This is a genomic window from Phocaeicola sp. RTP21198st1_B8_RTP21198_201120 (assembly GCF_040929485.1).
GTDB lineage: Bacteria > Bacteroidota > Bacteroidia > Bacteroidales > Bacteroidaceae > Phocaeicola > Phocaeicola dorei.
The window spans coordinates 21,485-39,772 of sequence record NZ_JBCOCI010000044.1; the positions used below are offsets into that span (position 1 = coordinate 21,485).

The 18,288-nt window shown below is 39.9% G+C and carries 14 protein-coding genes; 11 read left to right on the top strand and 3 right to left on the bottom strand.

The genetic code is table 11. From position 1 onward, the window contains the following. Nucleotides 1–49 precede the first annotated feature (49 nt). The 8 genes from AB5935_RS15250 to AB5935_RS15285 all read left to right on the top strand — a co-directional run bounded on the left by AB5935_RS15250 (nucleotide 50) and on the right by AB5935_RS15285 (nucleotide 9,049). Nucleotides 50–1,258: an argininosuccinate synthase gene (locus AB5935_RS15250; RefSeq protein WP_005850744.1), complete on the top strand. Its 1,209-nt coding sequence runs from the start codon at nucleotides 50–52 to the stop codon at nucleotides 1,256–1,258. Nucleotides 1,259–1,263: 5 nt separating this feature from the next. Beyond that, nucleotides 1,264–2,232: an N-acetyl-gamma-glutamyl-phosphate reductase gene (argC, locus tag AB5935_RS15255; RefSeq protein ID WP_005841042.1), complete on the top strand. Its 969-nt coding sequence runs from the start codon at nucleotides 1,264–1,266 to the stop codon at nucleotides 2,230–2,232. A 13-nt stretch (nucleotides 2,233–2,245) separates the two neighbouring features. Further along, nucleotides 2,246–3,370, top strand: coding sequence for an aspartate aminotransferase family protein (locus tag AB5935_RS15260; RefSeq protein WP_007832940.1), 1,125 nt, complete (start codon nucleotides 2,246–2,248; stop codon nucleotides 3,368–3,370). Nucleotides 3,371–3,554: 184 nt separating this feature from the next. Further along, nucleotides 3,555–4,328, top strand: a complete 774-nt coding sequence (gene proC / locus AB5935_RS15265; RefSeq protein ID WP_007832942.1) for a pyrroline-5-carboxylate reductase — start codon at nucleotides 3,555–3,557, stop codon at nucleotides 4,326–4,328. Between the two features lie 271 nt (nucleotides 4,329–4,599). After that, entirely contained in the window at nucleotides 4,600–5,496 is an 897-nt protein-coding gene (locus AB5935_RS15270; RefSeq protein ID WP_038611667.1) for an alkaline phosphatase, read from the top strand. A gap of 179 nt (nucleotides 5,497–5,675) precedes the next feature. Next, on the top strand, nucleotides 5,676–7,058 hold the full coding sequence (locus AB5935_RS15275; RefSeq protein ID WP_007832945.1) for an aldo/keto reductase: 1,383 nt from the start codon (nucleotides 5,676–5,678) through the stop codon (nucleotides 7,056–7,058). Nucleotides 7,059–7,093: 35 nt separating this feature from the next. Then, a complete protein-coding gene (locus AB5935_RS15280) occupies nucleotides 7,094–8,620 on the top strand; it encodes a 4Fe-4S binding protein (RefSeq protein WP_008654581.1) in 1,527 nt (508 codons plus the stop codon). A gap of 12 nt (nucleotides 8,621–8,632) precedes the next feature. Then, nucleotides 8,633–9,049 carry a DUF1893 domain-containing protein gene (locus tag AB5935_RS15285; protein WP_007832949.1) on the top strand — a complete coding sequence of 139 codons (417 nt, stop codon included), beginning with the start codon at nucleotides 8,633–8,635 and terminating at the stop codon, nucleotides 9,047–9,049. Nucleotides 9,050–9,309: 260 nt separating this feature from the next. On the opposite strand, the gene AB5935_RS15290 is transcribed toward AB5935_RS15285, so the two are convergent. Continuing rightward, the gene (locus AB5935_RS15290) at nucleotides 9,310–9,780 is read right to left on the bottom strand and encodes a pyridoxamine 5'-phosphate oxidase family protein (protein ID WP_038611664.1); all 471 of its coding nucleotides are present in this window, start codon (nucleotides 9,778–9,780) and stop codon (nucleotides 9,310–9,312) included. 254 nt (nucleotides 9,781–10,034) lie between these two features. On the opposite strand from AB5935_RS15290, the gene AB5935_RS15295 reads away from it, so the two are divergent. The 3 genes from AB5935_RS15295 to AB5935_RS15305 all read left to right on the top strand — a co-directional run bounded on the left by AB5935_RS15295 (nucleotide 10,035) and on the right by AB5935_RS15305 (nucleotide 12,835). Continuing rightward, nucleotides 10,035–10,589: a helix-turn-helix domain-containing protein gene (locus AB5935_RS15295; RefSeq protein WP_007832953.1), complete on the top strand. Its 555-nt coding sequence runs from the start codon at nucleotides 10,035–10,037 to the stop codon at nucleotides 10,587–10,589. Between the two features lie 84 nt (nucleotides 10,590–10,673). Continuing rightward, nucleotides 10,674–12,326: an AMP-binding protein gene (locus AB5935_RS15300; protein WP_038611660.1), complete on the top strand. Its 1,653-nt coding sequence runs from the start codon at nucleotides 10,674–10,676 to the stop codon at nucleotides 12,324–12,326. Between the two features lie 44 nt (nucleotides 12,327–12,370). After that, nucleotides 12,371–12,835 carry a hypothetical protein gene (locus AB5935_RS15305; RefSeq protein WP_005841085.1) on the top strand — a complete coding sequence of 155 codons (465 nt, stop codon included), beginning with the start codon at nucleotides 12,371–12,373 and terminating at the stop codon, nucleotides 12,833–12,835. Nucleotides 12,836–13,146: 311 nt separating this feature from the next. Here AB5935_RS15305 and AB5935_RS15310 read toward each other — a convergent pair whose 3' ends face one another. Together AB5935_RS15310 and AB5935_RS15315 are read right to left on the bottom strand one after the other, a co-directional pair. Continuing rightward, entirely contained in the window at nucleotides 13,147–15,117 is a 1,971-nt protein-coding gene (locus tag AB5935_RS15310) for a SusD/RagB family nutrient-binding outer membrane lipoprotein (RefSeq protein ID WP_005841087.1), read from the bottom strand. Between the two features lie 21 nt (nucleotides 15,118–15,138). Next, on the bottom strand, nucleotides 15,139–18,288 hold a 3,150-nt coding region (locus AB5935_RS15315; RefSeq protein ID WP_342976086.1), incomplete at its 5' end, for a SusC/RagA family TonB-linked outer membrane protein.

The following is an 18,288-nucleotide window of genomic DNA, read 5'->3' on the forward strand; positions in this document are numbered from 1 at the left end:
CTTATTTCTCAGTTTTCAATTTTTAATTCTCAATTAAAATAATATCATTATGGAAGAAAAGAAGAAAAAAGTAGTAGTGGCATTCAGCGGGGGGCTTGATACCTCTTTCACTGTAATGTATCTGGCTAAGGAAAAAGGGTATGAAGTGTATGCAGCTTGTGCAAACACGGGTGGTTTCAGTGAGGAGCAGCTGAAGCAGAACGAAGAGAACGCTTACAAACTGGGTGCTGTGAAGTATGTGACATTGGATGTGACCCGGGAATACTATGAGAAGAGCTTGAAATATATGGTATTCGGTAATGTGCTCCGTAATGGTACTTATCCTATTTCTGTAAGTTCTGAACGTATCTTCCAAGGGTTGGCTATAGCGCGTTATGCTAATGAAATAGGTGCGGACGCTATCGCACACGGCTCGACTGGTGCGGGTAATGACCAGATTCGTTTCGATATGACTTTTTTGGTACTGGCTCCGGGAGTTGAGATCATTACATTGACCCGTGACATGGCATTAAGCCGTCAGCAGGAAATCGATTATTTGAATGAACATGGTTTTGCCGCTGACTTTACAAAATTGAAATATTCTTATAATGTAGGTCTTTGGGGGACTTCTATCTGCGGTGGGGAAATATTGGACTCTGCGCAGGGTTTGCCCGAAAGTGCTTATTTAAAACAGGTGACCAAGGAAGGAAGCGAACAACTTCGTCTTACATTTGAAAAAGGTGAACTGAAAGCTGTTAATGACGAGAAGTTTGATGATCCTATCAAGGCTATTCAAAAAGTGGAGGAGATCGGTGCGCCCTACGGTATCGGCCGCGACATGCACGTTGGGGATACCATTATCGGTATCAAAGGGCGTGTAGGATTCGAGGCTGCTGCTCCTATGCTGATTATCGGTGCCCATCGTTTCCTTGAAAAATATACGTTGAGCAAGTGGCAGCAATATTGGAAAGACCAGGTTGCCAATTGGTACGGAATGTTCTTGCATGAAAGTCAGTATCTGGAACCGGTAATGCGCGATATTGAGGCAATGTTGCAGGAGTCTCAGCGTAATGTAAATGGTACAGCTATCTTGGAACTCCGTCCGCTTTCATTCTCTACTGTGGGTGTTGAATCAAAAGACGATCTGGTGAAGACCAAATTTGGTGAATATGGTGAAATGCAGAAGGGATGGACAGCAGAAGATGCTAAAGGCTTTATCAAAGTGACTTCTACACCTTTGCGTGTTTATTATAATAACCACAAGGACGAAGAAATTTAATAAGTATGATTAAAGCAGGAATTATCGGTGGGGCAGGTTATACGGCGGGCGAATTGATTCGTCTGCTGATTAATCACCCTGATGTAGACATAAAGTTTATAAATAGCAGCAGTAACGCTGGCAATAAGATTACCGACGTACATGAGGGACTCTATGGTGAAACGGATTTGGTTTTTACAGACGAACTTCCTCTGGATGAGATTGATGTATTGTTCTTCTGTACGGCTCATGGAGATACAAAGAAGTTTATGGATAGTCACAATGTACCCGAGGATTTGAAAATCATAGACCTCAGTATGGACTACCGTATCAAGAGTGATGACCATGACTTCATTTATGGTTTGCCGGAACTGAACCGTCGTGCTATCTGCCATAGCAAGCACGTGGCCAATCCGGGATGTTTTGCCACTTGTATTCAATTGGGTTTATTGCCGTTAGCCAAACATCTGTTACTGAACGAGGATGTAATGGTAAATGCCATTACCGGAAGTACAGGGGCAGGGGTGAAACCGGGTGCTACCAGTCATTTCAGTTGGCGTAATAATAATATGAGCATTTATAAACCGTTTTCTCATCAGCATGTTCCCGAAATCAAGCAATCATTGAAACAGTTGCAAAACAGCTTTAATGCTGAAATAGATTTTATTCCTTACCGGGGTGATTTCCCGCGTGGTATCTTTGCTACTCTGGTAGTCAAATGCAAGGTGGAACTGGAAGAACTGGTGAAGATGTATCAAGACTATTATGCCGAGGATTCTTTCGTTCATATTGTAGACAAAAATATAGATTTGAAGCAGGTGGTGAACACCAACAAGTGTTTGATTCATTTGGAGAAACATGGCGATAAGCTGCTGGTTATCTCTTGCATTGACAACTTGTTGAAGGGGGCAAGCGGACAAGCGGTTCATAATATGAATCTCATGTTCAATTTGGAAGAAACCGTAGGGTTGAGGTTGAAACCGTCTGCTTTTTAATAAAGAAGAGTTTATGAAATTATTTGATGTATATCCTCTTTTTGACATAAATATTGTCAAAGGAAAAGGTTGTCATGTATGGGATGACCAAGGTACGGAATACCTTGATTTGTATGGTGGTCATGCGGTTATTTCTATCGGTCACGCACATCCATATTATGTGGAAATGATAAGCAAGCAGGTTGCACAGTTGGGATTTTATTCCAATTCGGTGGTTAACAAGCTACAGCAGGAAGTGGCAGACCGTTTAGGGAAACTTTCGGGTTATGATGATTATCAATTGTTTTTGATAAACAGTGGAGCTGAAGCTAATGAAAATGCGTTGAAACTGGCTTCTTTTTACAATGGTCGCAACCGTGTGCTTTCTTTTTGCAAAGCATTTCACGGACGTACTTCACTGGCAGTGGAGGTAACCCACAATCCGAAAATTATAGCCCCAATCAATGACAATGGGCATGTGACTTATCTGCCTTTGAACGATATAGAAGCAGCTAAAGCGGAATTGGCAAAAGGAGATGTCTGTGCGGTGATTATTGAAGGTATTCAAGGAGTAGGCGGTATTCAGGTTCCGGAAGTAAAATTCTTGAAAGAACTGAGTAAGGCTTGCGAAGAAGTGGATGCAGCCCTTGTTTTGGATGAAATACAATCCGGCTACGGGCGTAGCGGTAAATTTTTTGCTCACCAACATGCAGGTATCCGTCCCGATATAATTACGGTAGCAAAGGGGATTGGTAATGGCTTTCCGATGGCTGGTGTCCTGATCAGTCCGAAATTCAAGCCGGTATATGGACAATTGGGAACCACTTTTGGTGGTAACCACCTAGCTTGTGCTGCTGCTATCGCGGTGCTTGATGTTATGAAAGGTGAGAATCTGGTAGAGAATGCTGCCAAGGTAGGTGCTCATCTGCTGAAAGAATTGAAACAATTCTCACAGATTAAAGAGGTGCGTGGCGAAGGTTTGATGATCGGTATGGAATTTGAAGAACCGATTAAGGAATTGCGTCAGCGTTTGCTGTTCGAACAGAAAGTATTTACCGGAGTCAGTGGTACTAATGTGATTCGTCTGCTTCCGCCTTTGTGCCTTACTATGGCAGAGGCTGATGAATTTCTTGAACGCTTTCGTAAAGTGTTGGTATAAGCTGGAGATTCAAAAGGGATAATAATCTACGAAAGAAAATGAGGTCTCGTCAGGAAACATTTCGGTTCCGGCGAGGCTTTTTGATTTAATCTTCTTCAAAGTAATTTTATTTTTAGCTTTTCATAATACGTTCTTCTCCTTTTTTTCCCTTATCTTTGTAGCTATAGACTTAATCTTTAATAATATGAAAGTAGCAATTATTGGTGCGGGAAATATGGGAGGGGCTATTGCTCGCGGCCTTGCCCAAGGCACTATCATTCCTGCGAGTGATGTAACAGTAGCCGATCCGTTCAGCGGAAGTCTGGAAACTCTACAGGCGGATTATCCGGAGATTAATGTAACAACGGAAAACCCGAAAGCGATAAAGGATGCCGATATCGTTATTCTGGCTGTAAAACCGTGGTTGATAGATCAGGTATTGAGTGTGATTCATTTGACTCCTCAACAAGTATTAGTTTCTATCGCAGGCGGTGTAACCTTTGAGCAATTGGTGAAGAGTGTAGGCCCGGAACAGACTATATTCCGTCTGATTCCCAATACTGCTATATCTCAGCTGGAAAGTATGACCTTGATATCCAGTCGTAACGCCAGTAAGGAACAAGAACAACTGATGCTGGATATCTTTAATGAATTAGGATTGGCTATTCTTATTCCTGAAAGTCAGATGGCTGCTACTACGGCTTTGACTTCATGTGGTATCGCATATGTTTTGAAATATATTCAGGCAGCTATGCAGGCAGGTATTGAATTAGGAATTTATCCGAAAGATGCACAGAAAATGGTTGCTCAATCTGTGAAAGGGGCTGCTTCCTTGATATTGAATAATGATACTCATCCCAGTGTGGAAATAGATAAGGTGTGTACGCCCGGTGGTATGACTATCAAGGGTATTAATGAATTGGATCACGAAGGGTTTGACTCAGCGATCATTAAAGCAATGAAGGCTTGTCTGAAATAGATAATAGGTATGATGGAGCTGTGATGGAAATCAGCTTTTATGTCTCTATTTGAACTGAGCAGGCGTTTGGAGAAAGGAAACCAGCGCTTGCTCATCTTTTAATTTTTCATATTATAGGGATATCTCCCAATATTGGGATTAGATATCGTTTCCACCTTTCTTGATGAAATATTGTGTGTAAGTGGAAGTTTATCCGATGGAGAGTATCCAATCATTTCATAGTGTGGAGAATTGTTAAGATAATATGTATAACTGAAAAATATAAGTTGCTATGAAAAAAAATCGTTTATTTGCTATATTGATAGCATTCTTTACTTTTTCTTGCTTTGCTCAGAATTGGAAAGCCGACCATGTGTTCTTGATTGGCCTTGACGGTTGGGGGGCTTATAGTGTGGAAAAGGCTGAGATGCCAAATGTTAAAACTTTAATAGATGCAGGTTGCTATACTTTGAAAAAACGTAGTGTGCTTCCTTCTTCAAGTGCAGTAAACTGGGCTTCTATGTTTATGGGGGCAGGACCTGAACTCCATGGATATACAGAATGGGGGTCTAAAACTCCCGAACTTCCTTCACGTGTAGTAAATGAGCATCATATATTTCCAACTATTTTCAGTGAACTTCGTAAAGCTGTTCCTGATGCTGAAATAGGAGTGTTGTATGAGTGGGATGGTATTAAATATCTAGTAGATACTTTGGCTTTGAATTATCATGTGCAGGCTCCTGACTATAATCTATATCCCGCTGCTCTATGTGAGATGGCATGTAAGTATATTACAGAAAAGAAGCCGGTCTTGACTGCAATTTGTTTTGATAATCCTGACCATGTAGGTCATGTGGATGGACATGATACTCCGGCTTATTATGCAAAATTGAAAGAATTAGACGGATATGTAGGTCGGATAGTAGATGCTATCAAGGAGGCAGGTATTTATGATAATAGTATTATTATTGTTACAGCCGATCATGGAGGAATAAATAAGGGGCATGGTGGAAAAACGATGCAAGAAATGGAAACTCCATTTATTATTGCTGGAAAGAATGTAAAAAAAGGAGGAATTTTTGATGAAAGTATGATGCAGTTTGATTGTACTTCTACAGTTGCTTTTATTTTTGGCTTGAAACAACCGCAGGTTTGGATAGGCCGCCCTATGATACAGTTGTTTAAATAATTATTTTCAATAGTGATCTATGTGAATTAAAAAGTGATTTGCTTTCTGTAATTAAAGTTGTTTTGATTATTAAGGTTGTGTTGCAAGGAATTTCATGAATTCTAATTAACTTTGCATTAACTGATGATCAGGCTATAGTGGTGGTTTACAGTAAATAAAGGAAGGTTAAGTAAAAGACTATGGACAAAAGAGACAAAAAGGAAATGAACCGTAGAGAATTTCTAAAAATTGTGGGTGTTAGTACAGTTGCATCTACGGTGGCAATGTATGGTTGTGCATCCGGCGAGAAGTCGAATGCGTCTGAGGCTTCTATTTTAGGCGAAGTGCCTGTTGATAAAATGACTTATCGTACTTCTCCAAAGGGAGAACATGTTTCACTTTTAGGATATGGATGTATGCGCTGGCCGTTGAAACCAGCGCCGGACAGTGATGGAAATGTGATAGACCAGGATGCGGTGAATGAGCTGGTGGATTATGCTATCGCTCACGGAGTGAATTATTTCGATACATCTCCTGTTTATTGCCAGGGATTTTCTGAAAGGGCCACTGGTGTGGCTTTGAAACGTCATCCTCGTGAAAGACTGTTGATTGCGACAAAGATGTCTAATTTTCAAAATTATACTCGTGAGAATTCCATCAAGATGTACCATCAGTCGATGAAAGAATTGCAGACGGATTATCTGGATTATTATTTGCTTCATTCTGTAGGTGGAGGGGAAGGGATCAAAACTTTCCATGACCGTTATATTGACAATGGAGTTCTTGACTTTTTACTAAAAGAGCGTGAAGAAGGCCGTATTCGTAATTTGGGATGGTCATTTCACGGATCGGTGGAAGTGTTTGATTATTTGCTGTCGCTGGATGTGAAATGGGATTTTGTGCAAATTCAGATGAACTATGTAGATTGGCGCCATGCTTCGGGTCGAAATGTTAATGCGGAATATTTGTATGGAGAGTTGGCCAAGCGTGGAATTCCGGCTGTGATTATGGAGCCTCTGTTAGGAGGACGTTTGTCTAAACTGAACGACCATCTGGTGGCGCGCTTGAAGCAGCGTCGTCCGGAGAACAGTGTGGCATCGTGGGCATTCCGTTTTGCCGGTACGTATCCCAATGTGTTGTGTGTGCTGAGTGGAATGACTTATATGGAACATTTGCAGGATAACCTTCGGACTTATTCTCCCTTAGAACCTTTGAATGAGGAGGAAAAAGAGTTCTTGGAAGAAACAGCCCAATTGATGCTGAAGTTCCCTACGATTCCTTGCAATGACTGCAAATATTGTATGCCCTGTCCTTACGGCTTGGATATTCCGGCGATTCTGGTGCATTATAATAAATGTGTCAACGAAGGAAATGTGCCTAAAAGCAGTCAGGATGAGAATTACCGCCGTGCACGGCGTGCTTTCCTGATAGGTTATGACCGTAGTGTGCCCAAACTGCGGCAGGCAAGTCATTGTACCGGATGTAACCAGTGTAACCCGCATTGCCCTCAAAGTATTGATATTCCCAAAGAACTGCATCGTATAGACGCATATGTGGAGCAGTTGAAACAAGAGACTTTATAATGGAATGGATAAACATGATAAAATAACGAATGCTTATGTTACGTAAAATAAGACTCGTCGCCGCCCTTTTGTTCTTTACAATGATCACGTTGCTGTTTCTGGATTTTACAGGAACTGTGCATAGTTGGTTTGGCTGGATGGCGAAAATACAGTTTCTTCCTGCCGTGCTGGCACTGAATGTGGGGGTGATGATAGCCCTTGTTTTGTTGACGTTGCTTTTGGGGCGTGTCTATTGTTCGGTTGTCTGCCCGTTAGGTGTGTTTCAAGATATTATTTCCTGGGTTTCGGGAAGGGTAAAGAAGAATCGTTTCCACTACTCGCCTGCTTTGTCGTGGTTGCGCTATGGGGTATTGGCGGTGTTTATCGTCGCTTTGGTAGCAGGGGTAGTTTCATTGACGGCATTGATTGCTCCTTACAGTGCATACGGCCGTATCATTTCTAACCTGCTGACACCTTTGTATCAGTGGGGGAACAATGTACTTGCCCTATGGGCGGAGCGTGTAGACAGTTATGCTTTTTATTCGGTAGATGTTTGGATGAAAGGTCTTTCTACTTTTGTAGTTGCAGTGGGTACTGTGATAGTGCTTTTTATTTTGGCATGGCGTGGAGGAAGAACTTATTGCAATACCATTTGTCCGGTGGGTACAGTATTGGGACTCTTATCTAGATATTCTTATTTTAAACCGGTTATTGATACGTCTAAATGTAATGGTTGCGGACTTTGTGCTCGTAATTGCAAGTCTTCCTGCATTAATCCCAAAGCACATGAGATTGATTATTCCCGTTGTGTTGCTTGTATGGATTGTTTAGGTAAATGTCGTCAGGATGCGATAAAGTATGTATCTGGAGCAATAATTCAGAAAAAGCAGGTTTTGAGAAGAGAAGAAACAGGTCAGTCAGCTTCTCAATCGTCTTCAAATTCAGAAAAGGTGAATACGTCGCGGCGAAATTTTTTTACGGTTTCTGCTTTACTTGCTACAAGTGCCGTAATGAAAGCGCAGGAAAAGAAAGTGGATGGAGGATTGGCGCCTCTTATTGATAAAAAGAATCCTAAACGTGCCACTTCTATTGTTCCTGCAGGAGCGAGAGGTCTTCGTCATTTTGCACAGCATTGTACGGCTTGTCAGCTTTGTGTGTCGGTGTGCCCTAATCAGATATTGCGTCCATCGGGTGATCTGAAGCGGTTGATGCAGCCTGAGATGTCCTATGAACGTGGATATTGTCGCCCCGAATGTGCGAAATGTGCAGAAGTATGTCCTACTGATGCCATTCATTTGACTAGTTTGGCTGAAAAGTCGGCTATTCAAATAGGGCATGCCGTGTGGATTGCTCAAAATTGTATAGTGAATACGGATAAGGTAAGTTGTGGAAATTGTGCTCGTCATTGTCCTACTGGTGCTATTCAAATGATACCTAAAGATGAGAATGATGAAAGTTCACCTAAAATACCGGTTGTGAATACAGAACGTTGCATCGGTTGTGGCGCTTGTGAAAATCTTTGTCCGGCACGTCCGTTCAGTGCCATTTATGTGGAAGGACACGAAATGCATCGTGTTATTTGAATGAAATAAAAAATGGATAAATTAATCAAACTGTTGCATGAAGGTAATTATTCTTGTGTAATAAAGAATAAGGAAATCAGCACTTTTACACAGCGTGGAATAACTGATTTGTATGATTTGTTGAATACGGATCCGGCTTTTCTGCGTGGGGCTCAGATTGCTGACAAGGTGATAGGAAAAGCTGCTGCTGTTTTGATGGTATTAGGTAGAGTACAGGAAGTTTATACAGATATTATCAGTGAACCTGCATTGGTTTTATTGCGGCGTGCGAATATAAAGCTAGATTGTATGCAGGTAGTTCCTCGTATTCAGAATAGGGACCGGACAGGTTGGTGTCCTTTGGAAACTCTTTGTTATGAGGAGAATTCTTTGGAGATTTTGTATTCCATTATTCATGATTTTGTAGAAAGAATGAGAAATAATTTATAATGTGTACAACTTTTATGGTTGTTAAGATGGTTGCTTTTCCAAATACCTAATCTGAAAAAGGATAACATAAAGAAAATTTATTCCGGTAATATTGTTTTGCCGGAATAATGTTTTTATAGCATGTAATTTTCTCAATGATCCTTTATAAAAGTTGTATCGTGTTTCTTTTCGTCTTTCTCAATTATCTCCTTTTAACTCTCTTTTATCGGGGGAATAATAGTTGAGAATATTAGAGGAATAGTTCAATGAACTTTTAATACTTATTGCATCGGTATATGTTTGCATTTTCCGCTTGCCTCTTCTATATCTAGTCGGATAATTTCTGTTCTGTGAAAAGATTTTTGGGCATATTGGTTACCAATTACTTTGTCGTTTGGAGAGTATTTTTCTATTAATAAATGTAAAGCGTTTATTCGTTCTTCTTCATTTAAGCCAATGTATGCCCGACATTTCAATATAATGCTCTCATATTCAGTTGTGAATTGATTGGATATGATATGAGTCTTTCCTATAATACAGAAAGAAACGGTGTTGCAGCGTTTGATACAATGTAATTTTCGTCCTTCGGGAGCACAGTGAATGTAAATGGAATTTTTCTTGTTCCATACATAATTGATAGGAACTCCATAAGCGCCGTTTTCTTCATCTTGCATGGACAAAACTCCGTATTCTCCGTTTTTCAATAAGCTGATAGCTTTTTCTTTTTCTAACAGACGGTCTTGGCGTCTGATTTGTTCATTCTATTTCATTTTTCTGCAAAGTAAGTATAAATATGGTTATAAGAAAGGTTATGGGACAAAGATTATTTTATAGTTTCAAATGAAAGTATTTGAATGATCACTTTCTGTAAAAGGTTTGTTTGTGCTCATTGTAAGCGTGTTTGTGCAGTTTTATTGTCTGTTAGATAGTTTTCTTCGAAACTTAATGAAACTTTGCTAGGAATTCTCAAATCTTCATTATCTTTGAGGCATAAAACAATAAGATTATGAGTGACCAGATAAAACAAATAGCTGAGCGTCTCCAGGGATTAAGAGACGTTCTGGAACTGACTCCTGATGAAGTGGCTAAAAGTTGCCAGCTTTCAGTGGAAGAGTATTTGGGTATGGAAAGCGGGGAGAAAGATATTTCTGTCAGTGCTTTACAGAAAATAGCCCGTAAATACGGTATTGCATTGGATGTATTAATGTTTGGTGAAGAACCTAAGATGAGTTCTTATTTTCTGACTCGTTGTGGTTCAGGAGTGTCGGTAGAGCGTACCAAGGCGTATAAATATCAGTCATTGGCTTCCGGTTTTCGTGGGCGTAAGGCTGATCCTTTTATTGTAACTGTAGAACCGAAACCGGAAAATACTCCGATTCATTTTAACTCACATGAGGGACAAGAATTCAATTTGGTTATTGAAGGAAGAATGTTACTTAATATAAATGGAAAAGAATTGATCTTGAATCCAGGTGACAGTCTTTATTTTGATTCTTCTATTCCACATGGTATGCTGGCATTGGACGATAAGACTGTGAAATTCTTGGCAGTAATATTATAATAAATTGAGATTAAAAAGACTGTGTTGTCATTGACCGCATAATATTTCTAATTTTTAGTTCTCAATTTTTAATTGAATAAGATTATGGTAGAAAAATTCTTAGAACAGACCACATTTACCTCACAAGAGGACTTTATAAAGAATTTAAAGATTAAAATCCCTGAAAATTTTAATTTTGGTTATGATATAGTAGATGCTTGGGCTGCCGAAGAACCCGATAAGAAAGCATTGTTATGGACTAATGATAAAGGGGAGCATATACAATATACTTATACTGACTTGAAAAAGTATACGGATATGACTGCTTCTTATTTTCAGAGCCTTGGTATTGGTCATGGCGATATGGTGATGCTTATTTTAAAGCGTCGTTATGAGTTCTGGTACTCTATTATTGCCTTGCATAAATTAGGAGCTGTGGTTATTCCTGCGACTCATCTGTTGACGAAAAAGGATATCGTGTATCGTTGTAATGCTGCTGATATCAAGATGATTGTAGCTGCAGGAGAAGATGTGATAACAAAGCATATTATAGATGCCATGCCCGATTGTCCTTCAGTAAAAAAGTTGGTCAGTGTAGGACTGGATATTCCGGAGGGTTTTGAAGATTTTCATAAAGGTATTGAGAAGGCTACTCCTTTTGTTAAACCGGAACATCCTAATACGAATGAAGATACTTCATTGATGTATTTCACTTCGGGTACTACAGGAGAACCTAAGATGGTGGCACATGATTTTACATATCCTTTGGGACATATTGTAACTGCCAGTTTCTGGCATAATTTGCATCGTGACAGTCTTCATCTTACCATTGCCGATACAGGTTGGGGGAAAGCTGTTTGGGGAAAACTTTATGGACAGATGATAGCAGGAGCCAATATTTTTGTGTATGATCATGAGAAATTTACACCGGCAGATATTCTTGGAAAGATTCAGGATTATCATATCACTTCTTTATGTGCTCCTCCCACTATTTATCGTTTTTTAATTAAGGAGGACATTAGTAAATATGATCTTTCTTCTTTGGAATACTGTACTACGGCGGGAGAGGCTTTGAACTATTCTGTATATGAAACGTTCAAGAAAATCACAGGTATTCGTCTGATGGAAGGTTTTGGACAAACGGAAACCACGTTGACTTTAGGTACTTTTCCCTGGATGGAGCCTAAACCTGGAAGTATGGGGGTACCTAATCCTCAATATGATATAGATTTGTTGACTCACGACGGGCGTTCTGCTGAAGATGGAGAACAAGGTCAGATTGTTATTCGTACAGATAAGGGTAAACCATTGGGATTGTTCAAAGAATATTATCGTGCTTCGGAATTAACGGAAGATGCTTGGCATGATGGTATTTATTATACAGGTGATGTGGCTTGGCGTGATGAGGATGGTTATTTTTGGTTTGTAGGTCGTGCTGATGATGTGATCAAGAGTTCGGGTTATCGTATAGGCCCGTTCGAGGTGGAAAGTGCTTTGATGACTCATCCGGCTGTTGTGGAATGTGCCATTACCGGTGTGCCTGATGAAATCCGTGGTCAGGTGGTAAAGGCGACGATTGTCCTTTCTAAAACTTTTAAGGGTAAGGAAGGACCTGAGTTGGTAAAGGAGTTACAAGATCATGTGAAGCGTGTGACTGCTCCGTACAAGTACCCACGTGTCATAGAGTTTGTAGAAGAACTTCCAAAGACCATCAGTGGAAAGATTCGTCGCGTGGAAATCCGTGAAAAGGATAAATAATCAGTTGTGGACTGATCGGAGTTTTATTGGTAAAATAATTAAAAATGAAAAAGGTTTTACTTCTTGTGTTTTTAAGTCTGGCTTGGCTATCAGTAAGTGCGCAAGCTTTGGTTCCTATTACATGGACAGCCTATGGTCTGACTTTTGAGGCTCCAAAAGGGATTTTGGTGGAGGAGGATACAGAGGAGACTTTTCTTCTGAACAATTCCAAGTTTTATATCACCATTCAGTCTTTGGATTCGGATGGTATGACAAAAAGTGACTTGAAAAGTGTATTAAAAGACTATGCCAATGATGACGGGGTGAAAGACCAGTCGGCAGTGCAGGAGTTTGAGTTACCACAGTTTTTCGGTACTTATTTAAGAGGGAGCTGCGAAACAGATCATTGCCTTTATGCTTGTTTGATGACTAAGACGGCAGGTAGTGGATTTTATATATCTATTATCTATAGCAAGGAAAATGAAAATATTGCCGAAAAAATACTGAAAAGTTTTATAATGGAGGAATAAACAAAAGAGCGTTAATGCTTGTTTCTTAGATAAGAGAGCGTTCAAAATTTACCAGAAAATTACTAGATTATTAATAGCAAATGAAAGGGCTGTCTTCGTGAGAAGGTAGTCCTTCTTTTTTGTGTAGTTATGAATGTTAAGGGACTCTATGATCCATGTGTAATATGCTTTGCCGGCATCAGAAAATCAAATGATTTTGGGCATAATAAGGGACACTCATAGAATATAAGTTAGCCAGCTAATTCATACTTAAAGTATTGCGAATTAGCTGGCTAACTTATATTATTCTATGAATGTCCTAGGTTAAGACATTAACGTCCGGTCCACCATAAAGGAGTGATGATATTATCTGAGCCTCCTAACAACTCTACAGCTTGTTTATAGCCTTCGGGATCTGCATTCTCCAGACTGGAAGGATATCGCATACGTTGTGGATAAAATTCCCACTTCTGTCCGTCTTTCCAAGAATTAGGATTCCAAGCATTAACCATGTCTGAACCAGTCATTGAACTTTCGTTTGCAGGAATCTCAAAGAATGGTAATCCCAAACGGCGGAAATCCGACCACATTTCCAATACCAAATACGGAGTTTGTGCAATGAATTTTTGAGTGATAATTTTAGTCAAGTGGTCATTCAATGCTTTTCCATATAAAGTTTTAGAAGCTGTAGGATATTCATAAGTAACAGTTTTCTGTTCTTTGCTGTATCCATCCACATAAGTCATTTGTTCAGCAGTCGGTTCAGTGGTATGATCAAATTTGACTGAAGTACCTACACGATTGTAGTTGGTGGAATTCAGATAATCATTCACATATTCGCTAACACCAAAGTATTCAAAACTAGCTTTAATACCGTTCTCATAGGCTTCTTTTGCTGTTGTTCCAGTGTTCCAACCATACAATGAAGCTTCTGCTAACAAGAAATAAGTTTCCCATGCTGCAAAGAATATGCGAGATTTGCCCTGACAATAGTCTTTACCCAACATTGGAAGAGTACAGCCGGGGCCATATCCATTTGTCACTAGTTGGTTATAAGCCAAGGTTGGCGACCATCCACCGCGCGAACCAGCGGGATAACCATTCCAACAACGAGTTGCATCAATCTTTATTTCCCCAGGATTATCCTTATTAGGAATCGGATTCCCGTTTTCGTCTACTGTGTAAAGAACGAAATCTTTAGCTGTTCTATCATTATATTTATCTATGTAGTTCTCAGCATTTTCATCATCAGGTAAACAGAATATCTTTAATGCACGCGGATCAAGATTTTCCGGCATACCATCCAGCCAATATTGTTTAGTAGGATTATCTGTATTAGCAACATAATGTCTGTCATATTTAATACCTAAATAATTAGCTGGTTTAACATAACTAGCCAAATCGGAACGTTGTTCTGTTACTTTAATACCACCTAAATTGGTCAGAAGATTAGCAACTGTTGAGGAAAGAACCTGATCGTCAAATGAACGGGTATATACTCCGGAAAAGACATCCCATCCATCATTTTCTTTTACTGCAAACATCTCATCAGCCGTTAAAATCTTGTTACCTTTAGCCGCATCCTCAAATTCGGTCTGCGCAGTTGCCTTGTCGATGTTTGATAAACGCATAGCCAGACGCATACGGAGTGAATTTGCATATTTCTGCCACTTCACAGGATCATATTTTACATTGTCAAACGGGTCGCATTTACCTTCTGCCTCAACAGGTAGGACAGAGGTGTTGATAGCTGCTGCGGCTTCTTTCAACTCCTTTAAAATGAATTCATAATCATCTTTCTCTGAGTTGAAAACAGGATTTTCCCCTAGGAAACTTTCAATAGGATAAGGTCCGAAATTATCGACAAACTCACTGATAAGATAGGCACGCCAAATACGGGCAAACTGCTTTACGTTCGGGAAAAATTCTTTTTCATGTGCAGTGGTAGTGGCCGCTTCGAGTTGGTTCTCTACTGCTGTAATAGCCAACGTCGCATTTTTAATACTGGCGCTGAGATCAGGATAATAATAAGCAGATGTATAATCATCACTATAGCGGCCTACGTTCAGAAAACTCATTTCTCCACAAATTCTGGCAGCACTAGCCCAATTATAGACTACTATACGTTCTGCAGTACCGGGATTCATCTGTGCCTGTCCTATAGAATTATTCAATGCATATTGAGGTTTTACATATTCCTCACCGGCAGCTGTGGGATTGGTATTGACTTCATCAAAGTCAGAGCAGGAAACTAATCCGGCGCAAAAGCCAAGCCCCAAAAATAATTTATTCATTGTTTTCATTGTTCTTTTTCTTTTTTATGATTAGAAACCAAGAGTCACATTAAACAGGTAAGAACGTGATGTCGGAGCTGACGAGTTCTCCAAACCTGTTGCATTAGTGCTTGTAGCATATACTGATTCCGGATCAATACCATCCAAATGGCTTGAAATCATCCATACATTATTCACAGTGAAACCAAGCTTAACCTGTTGGAACGGAGTCTTTTTCAACATAGATGACGGGAAACGATAACTCAAGGCGATGTTACGCAAACGGATGTTGGTAGCATCATAAATATAAGCTTCCGAAATACCGGCGCGGCCTGTAGCCAAAGCTTTATAATAACGTTCTAAAGAAACACTTTGATCATTTACCTTATAACCATTACCATCTTTGATAACTCCCGCTACAACGATATCCTCACGTTTACCGCCAGGAGCAGTACATTCAGAAATACCACTACGTTGCAAGTTCATATTGGTGAATGAGAAAATATCACCACCAAAACGTCCGTCAATCAGGAAACTAAGTGTGAAGTTTTTATAATTAAATGTATTTGTCCATCCTAATAAGAAGTCAGGCTGTTGTTCACCAATCTTATGCTTGTCACTAGTGGCCTGTGGCAGTCCTGATTCATTGAGTAATAATTGTCCTTTAAATTCTCCTTCTTCTACTCGTTGATATTTGGTACCCCAGATTTCACCATAAGCACCTCCCGCAACTGCATAGACCTGCAATGCGTCAGAACCTCCTAAAGCATACTGCATACCTGGTTTTCCCGGCAATAATTCAATAATCTTACTCTTGTTCTGAGAGAAGTTCAATTGAGTATCCCAACTAAATTGAGTTGTTTCGATAGGGCGTGCATTCAACATGATTTCGATACCGGTATTTTGAATGTTACCTGCATTTACTTTCATGTTATCATAACCGGAAAGGTTATTTAAAGGAATATTCATTAACTGGCGTTTTGCGTTTGTCTTGTACCATGCAAAATCAACTCCTAAACGGTTATTGAAGAATTTCAATTCAGCACCGGCTTCCCAAGAAGTAATCAACTCACTGCGTACATCTGCATCGTATTTAGTTTTTCCTTGTCCGGCAGTTGTATTGCCATTAGGGTCTGAACCAATACTATATGTATTATATAACTGATATGCATCCATATCGTTACCTACTTGTGCGAAAGATGCACGTGCTTTAGCATAAGTAAACCATTCGGGCATACCTTTGCCGACTTTACCCACCATATCACTGATCACCCATGACAATGAAACAGACGGATAGAAGAATGAACGGTTTTCTTTATTCAAAGCTGATGACCAGTCATTACGGAAAGTTGCATCCAAGAATGCCCAACCATTATAGTTGATTCCAAGAGTTCCATACAAAGAATTGATTTTTTTATGAATATAGGTTTCGGTTATTGACAAATCTTTTTTGTCACCATTGGCTAGAGAGAATAAATCGGGCGCAGTCAATTTTCCCATAGCATTGTCCAAACCTGTAGATTTTCTTTCCATTAAGTTACCACCAAAAGAGAAATTGCCACCAAATTTTCCAAACAATTCATCTTTATGGCCACTGATCAAAAAGCTGAAATTATTTTCGAAGAACTTTTTCTCGCTAGTGCTATAACGGCTGTTCTTATTATTAGTAGGACTTCCTGCATACAATTTCTCTTCACCCTCAGTGAAATACATATCACTACCGGCTTTGATTTCAGCATCCAGCCAATCTGTGAATTTGTACTTCAATGATCCGTTCATCAAGAAACGATTACGGCTATCTTTATTTGGATTATAATCTTTGGACCAGTAAGGGTTGATTCCCCCTTTACTCCACCAGATCATTTCGCCATATTCGTCTTTGACAGGGCTGGAAAAGTCACGGATGTCAATAGTCGTAGGCATATTGAAAATAGTATAAAATGCATTATTCCCACGTGCACCACTGATAGGACGGTTTTCTGCGAGGGTATTGATGTATTGTACTTTTGCATCGATGCTCCAACGATCATCTTTACCAAAAGTAGAAGATGCACGCAAAGTTAAGTTTGTACGGCTTAAGTTAGCGCCCGGTATCATGCTGGAGTCATCCATACGATTCAATGAGGTGTAAATGGATGTTTTATCATATTGCTGCTGGAATGATATGCTTTCTGATAAGTTCACACCTGTATCAAAGAAATTTTTTACGTTATCAAAGATTTGCATATTTGCAGTTGTACCATCCCATTTTGTATAGCTTTGCCCTGTTACTTCAGGTCCCCAGCTATAGCCGTTAGTTGAATCGAACACACCATTCTCACCTTGTCCAAAGGTCTTTTGGCGTTTAGGGAGCATAAATGTTGTCTCAGCAGAAACTGAACCTGAGATGGTGATACCCAAACCTTCACGCTTTGTTCCTTTTTTAGTTGTAATCAAAATAACACCATTACCGGCACGAGAACCATAAAGTGCAGCAGCTGACGCACCTTTCAACACAGACATGGACTCAATATCTTCAGCATTAATATCTGAAAGTCCATTACCCATATCCAATGTCGGGTTATCAATATCATTATTACTTGCTCCTGTAAAGTTATCCATTGGCACACCATCGACAACAATTAACGGCTGGTTCAAACCTGTTACAGAATTCGCACCACGAAGCTGGATTTTGGAAGAGCCACCAGGACCATTGCTTGAACGAATAATCTGGACACCTGAAACTTTACCTGTCAAAGCATTTGCGAGGTTCGTTTCACGAGCTTCAAGTAACGCGTCACCCTTTACCTCCTGCATGGCATAACCTAGCGCTTTTTTCTCACGTTTGATACCAAGAGCAGTCACTACAACTTCGCCCAATGTTTGTGTGTCATCTTGTAAAGTTACATTCATGGGTTGTCCATTCCAAGGAATCTCTACTGTTTGATAACCTACAAATGAAATTTGAATGATATCCCCTTTTTTCACATTGGATAAAGAGAAGTCGCCATCAAGTCCGGTTATCGTACCATTAGTCGTACCTTTCACTATAACAGACGCACCAATGACAGTTTCACCTGTAGCGTCTACTACAACTCCTGTACAAGCTCCATTTTGTTGTGTGATTTTCACACCGGCAACGCCAGGATTGGCGACCGCGTATGCTGCTCCGGTAGAGGCACCCATTAGGAACAGCAACATACTGACTGATTTTAGTCGTTT

Coding starts and splice junctions, on each gene's coding strand:
- AB5935_RS15305 (WP_005841085.1), top strand. CDS start 12,371: ATGAAAAAGGTTTTACTTCTTGTGTTTTTAAGTCTGGCTTGGCTATCA.
- AB5935_RS15260 (WP_007832940.1), top strand. CDS start 2,246: ATGAAATTATTTGATGTATATCCTCTTTTTGACATAAATATTGTCAAA.
- argC (WP_005841042.1), top strand. CDS start 1,264: ATGATTAAAGCAGGAATTATCGGTGGGGCAGGTTATACGGCGGGCGAA.
- AB5935_RS15270 (WP_038611667.1), top strand. CDS start 4,600: ATGAAAAAAAATCGTTTATTTGCTATATTGATAGCATTCTTTACTTTT.
- AB5935_RS15280 (WP_008654581.1), top strand. CDS start 7,094: ATGTTACGTAAAATAAGACTCGTCGCCGCCCTTTTGTTCTTTACAATG.
- AB5935_RS15275 (WP_007832945.1), top strand. CDS start 5,676: ATGGACAAAAGAGACAAAAAGGAAATGAACCGTAGAGAATTTCTAAAA.
- AB5935_RS15295 (WP_007832953.1), top strand. CDS start 10,035: ATGAGTGACCAGATAAAACAAATAGCTGAGCGTCTCCAGGGATTAAGA.
- AB5935_RS15250 (WP_005850744.1), top strand. CDS start 50: ATGGAAGAAAAGAAGAAAAAAGTAGTAGTGGCATTCAGCGGGGGGCTT.
- AB5935_RS15300 (WP_038611660.1), top strand. CDS start 10,674: ATGGTAGAAAAATTCTTAGAACAGACCACATTTACCTCACAAGAGGAC.
- AB5935_RS15285 (WP_007832949.1), top strand. CDS start 8,633: ATGGATAAATTAATCAAACTGTTGCATGAAGGTAATTATTCTTGTGTA.
- proC (WP_007832942.1), top strand. CDS start 3,555: ATGAAAGTAGCAATTATTGGTGCGGGAAATATGGGAGGGGCTATTGCT.
- AB5935_RS15310 (WP_005841087.1), bottom strand. CDS start 15,117: ATGAAAACAATGAATAAATTATTTTTGGGGCTTGGCTTTTGCGCCGGA.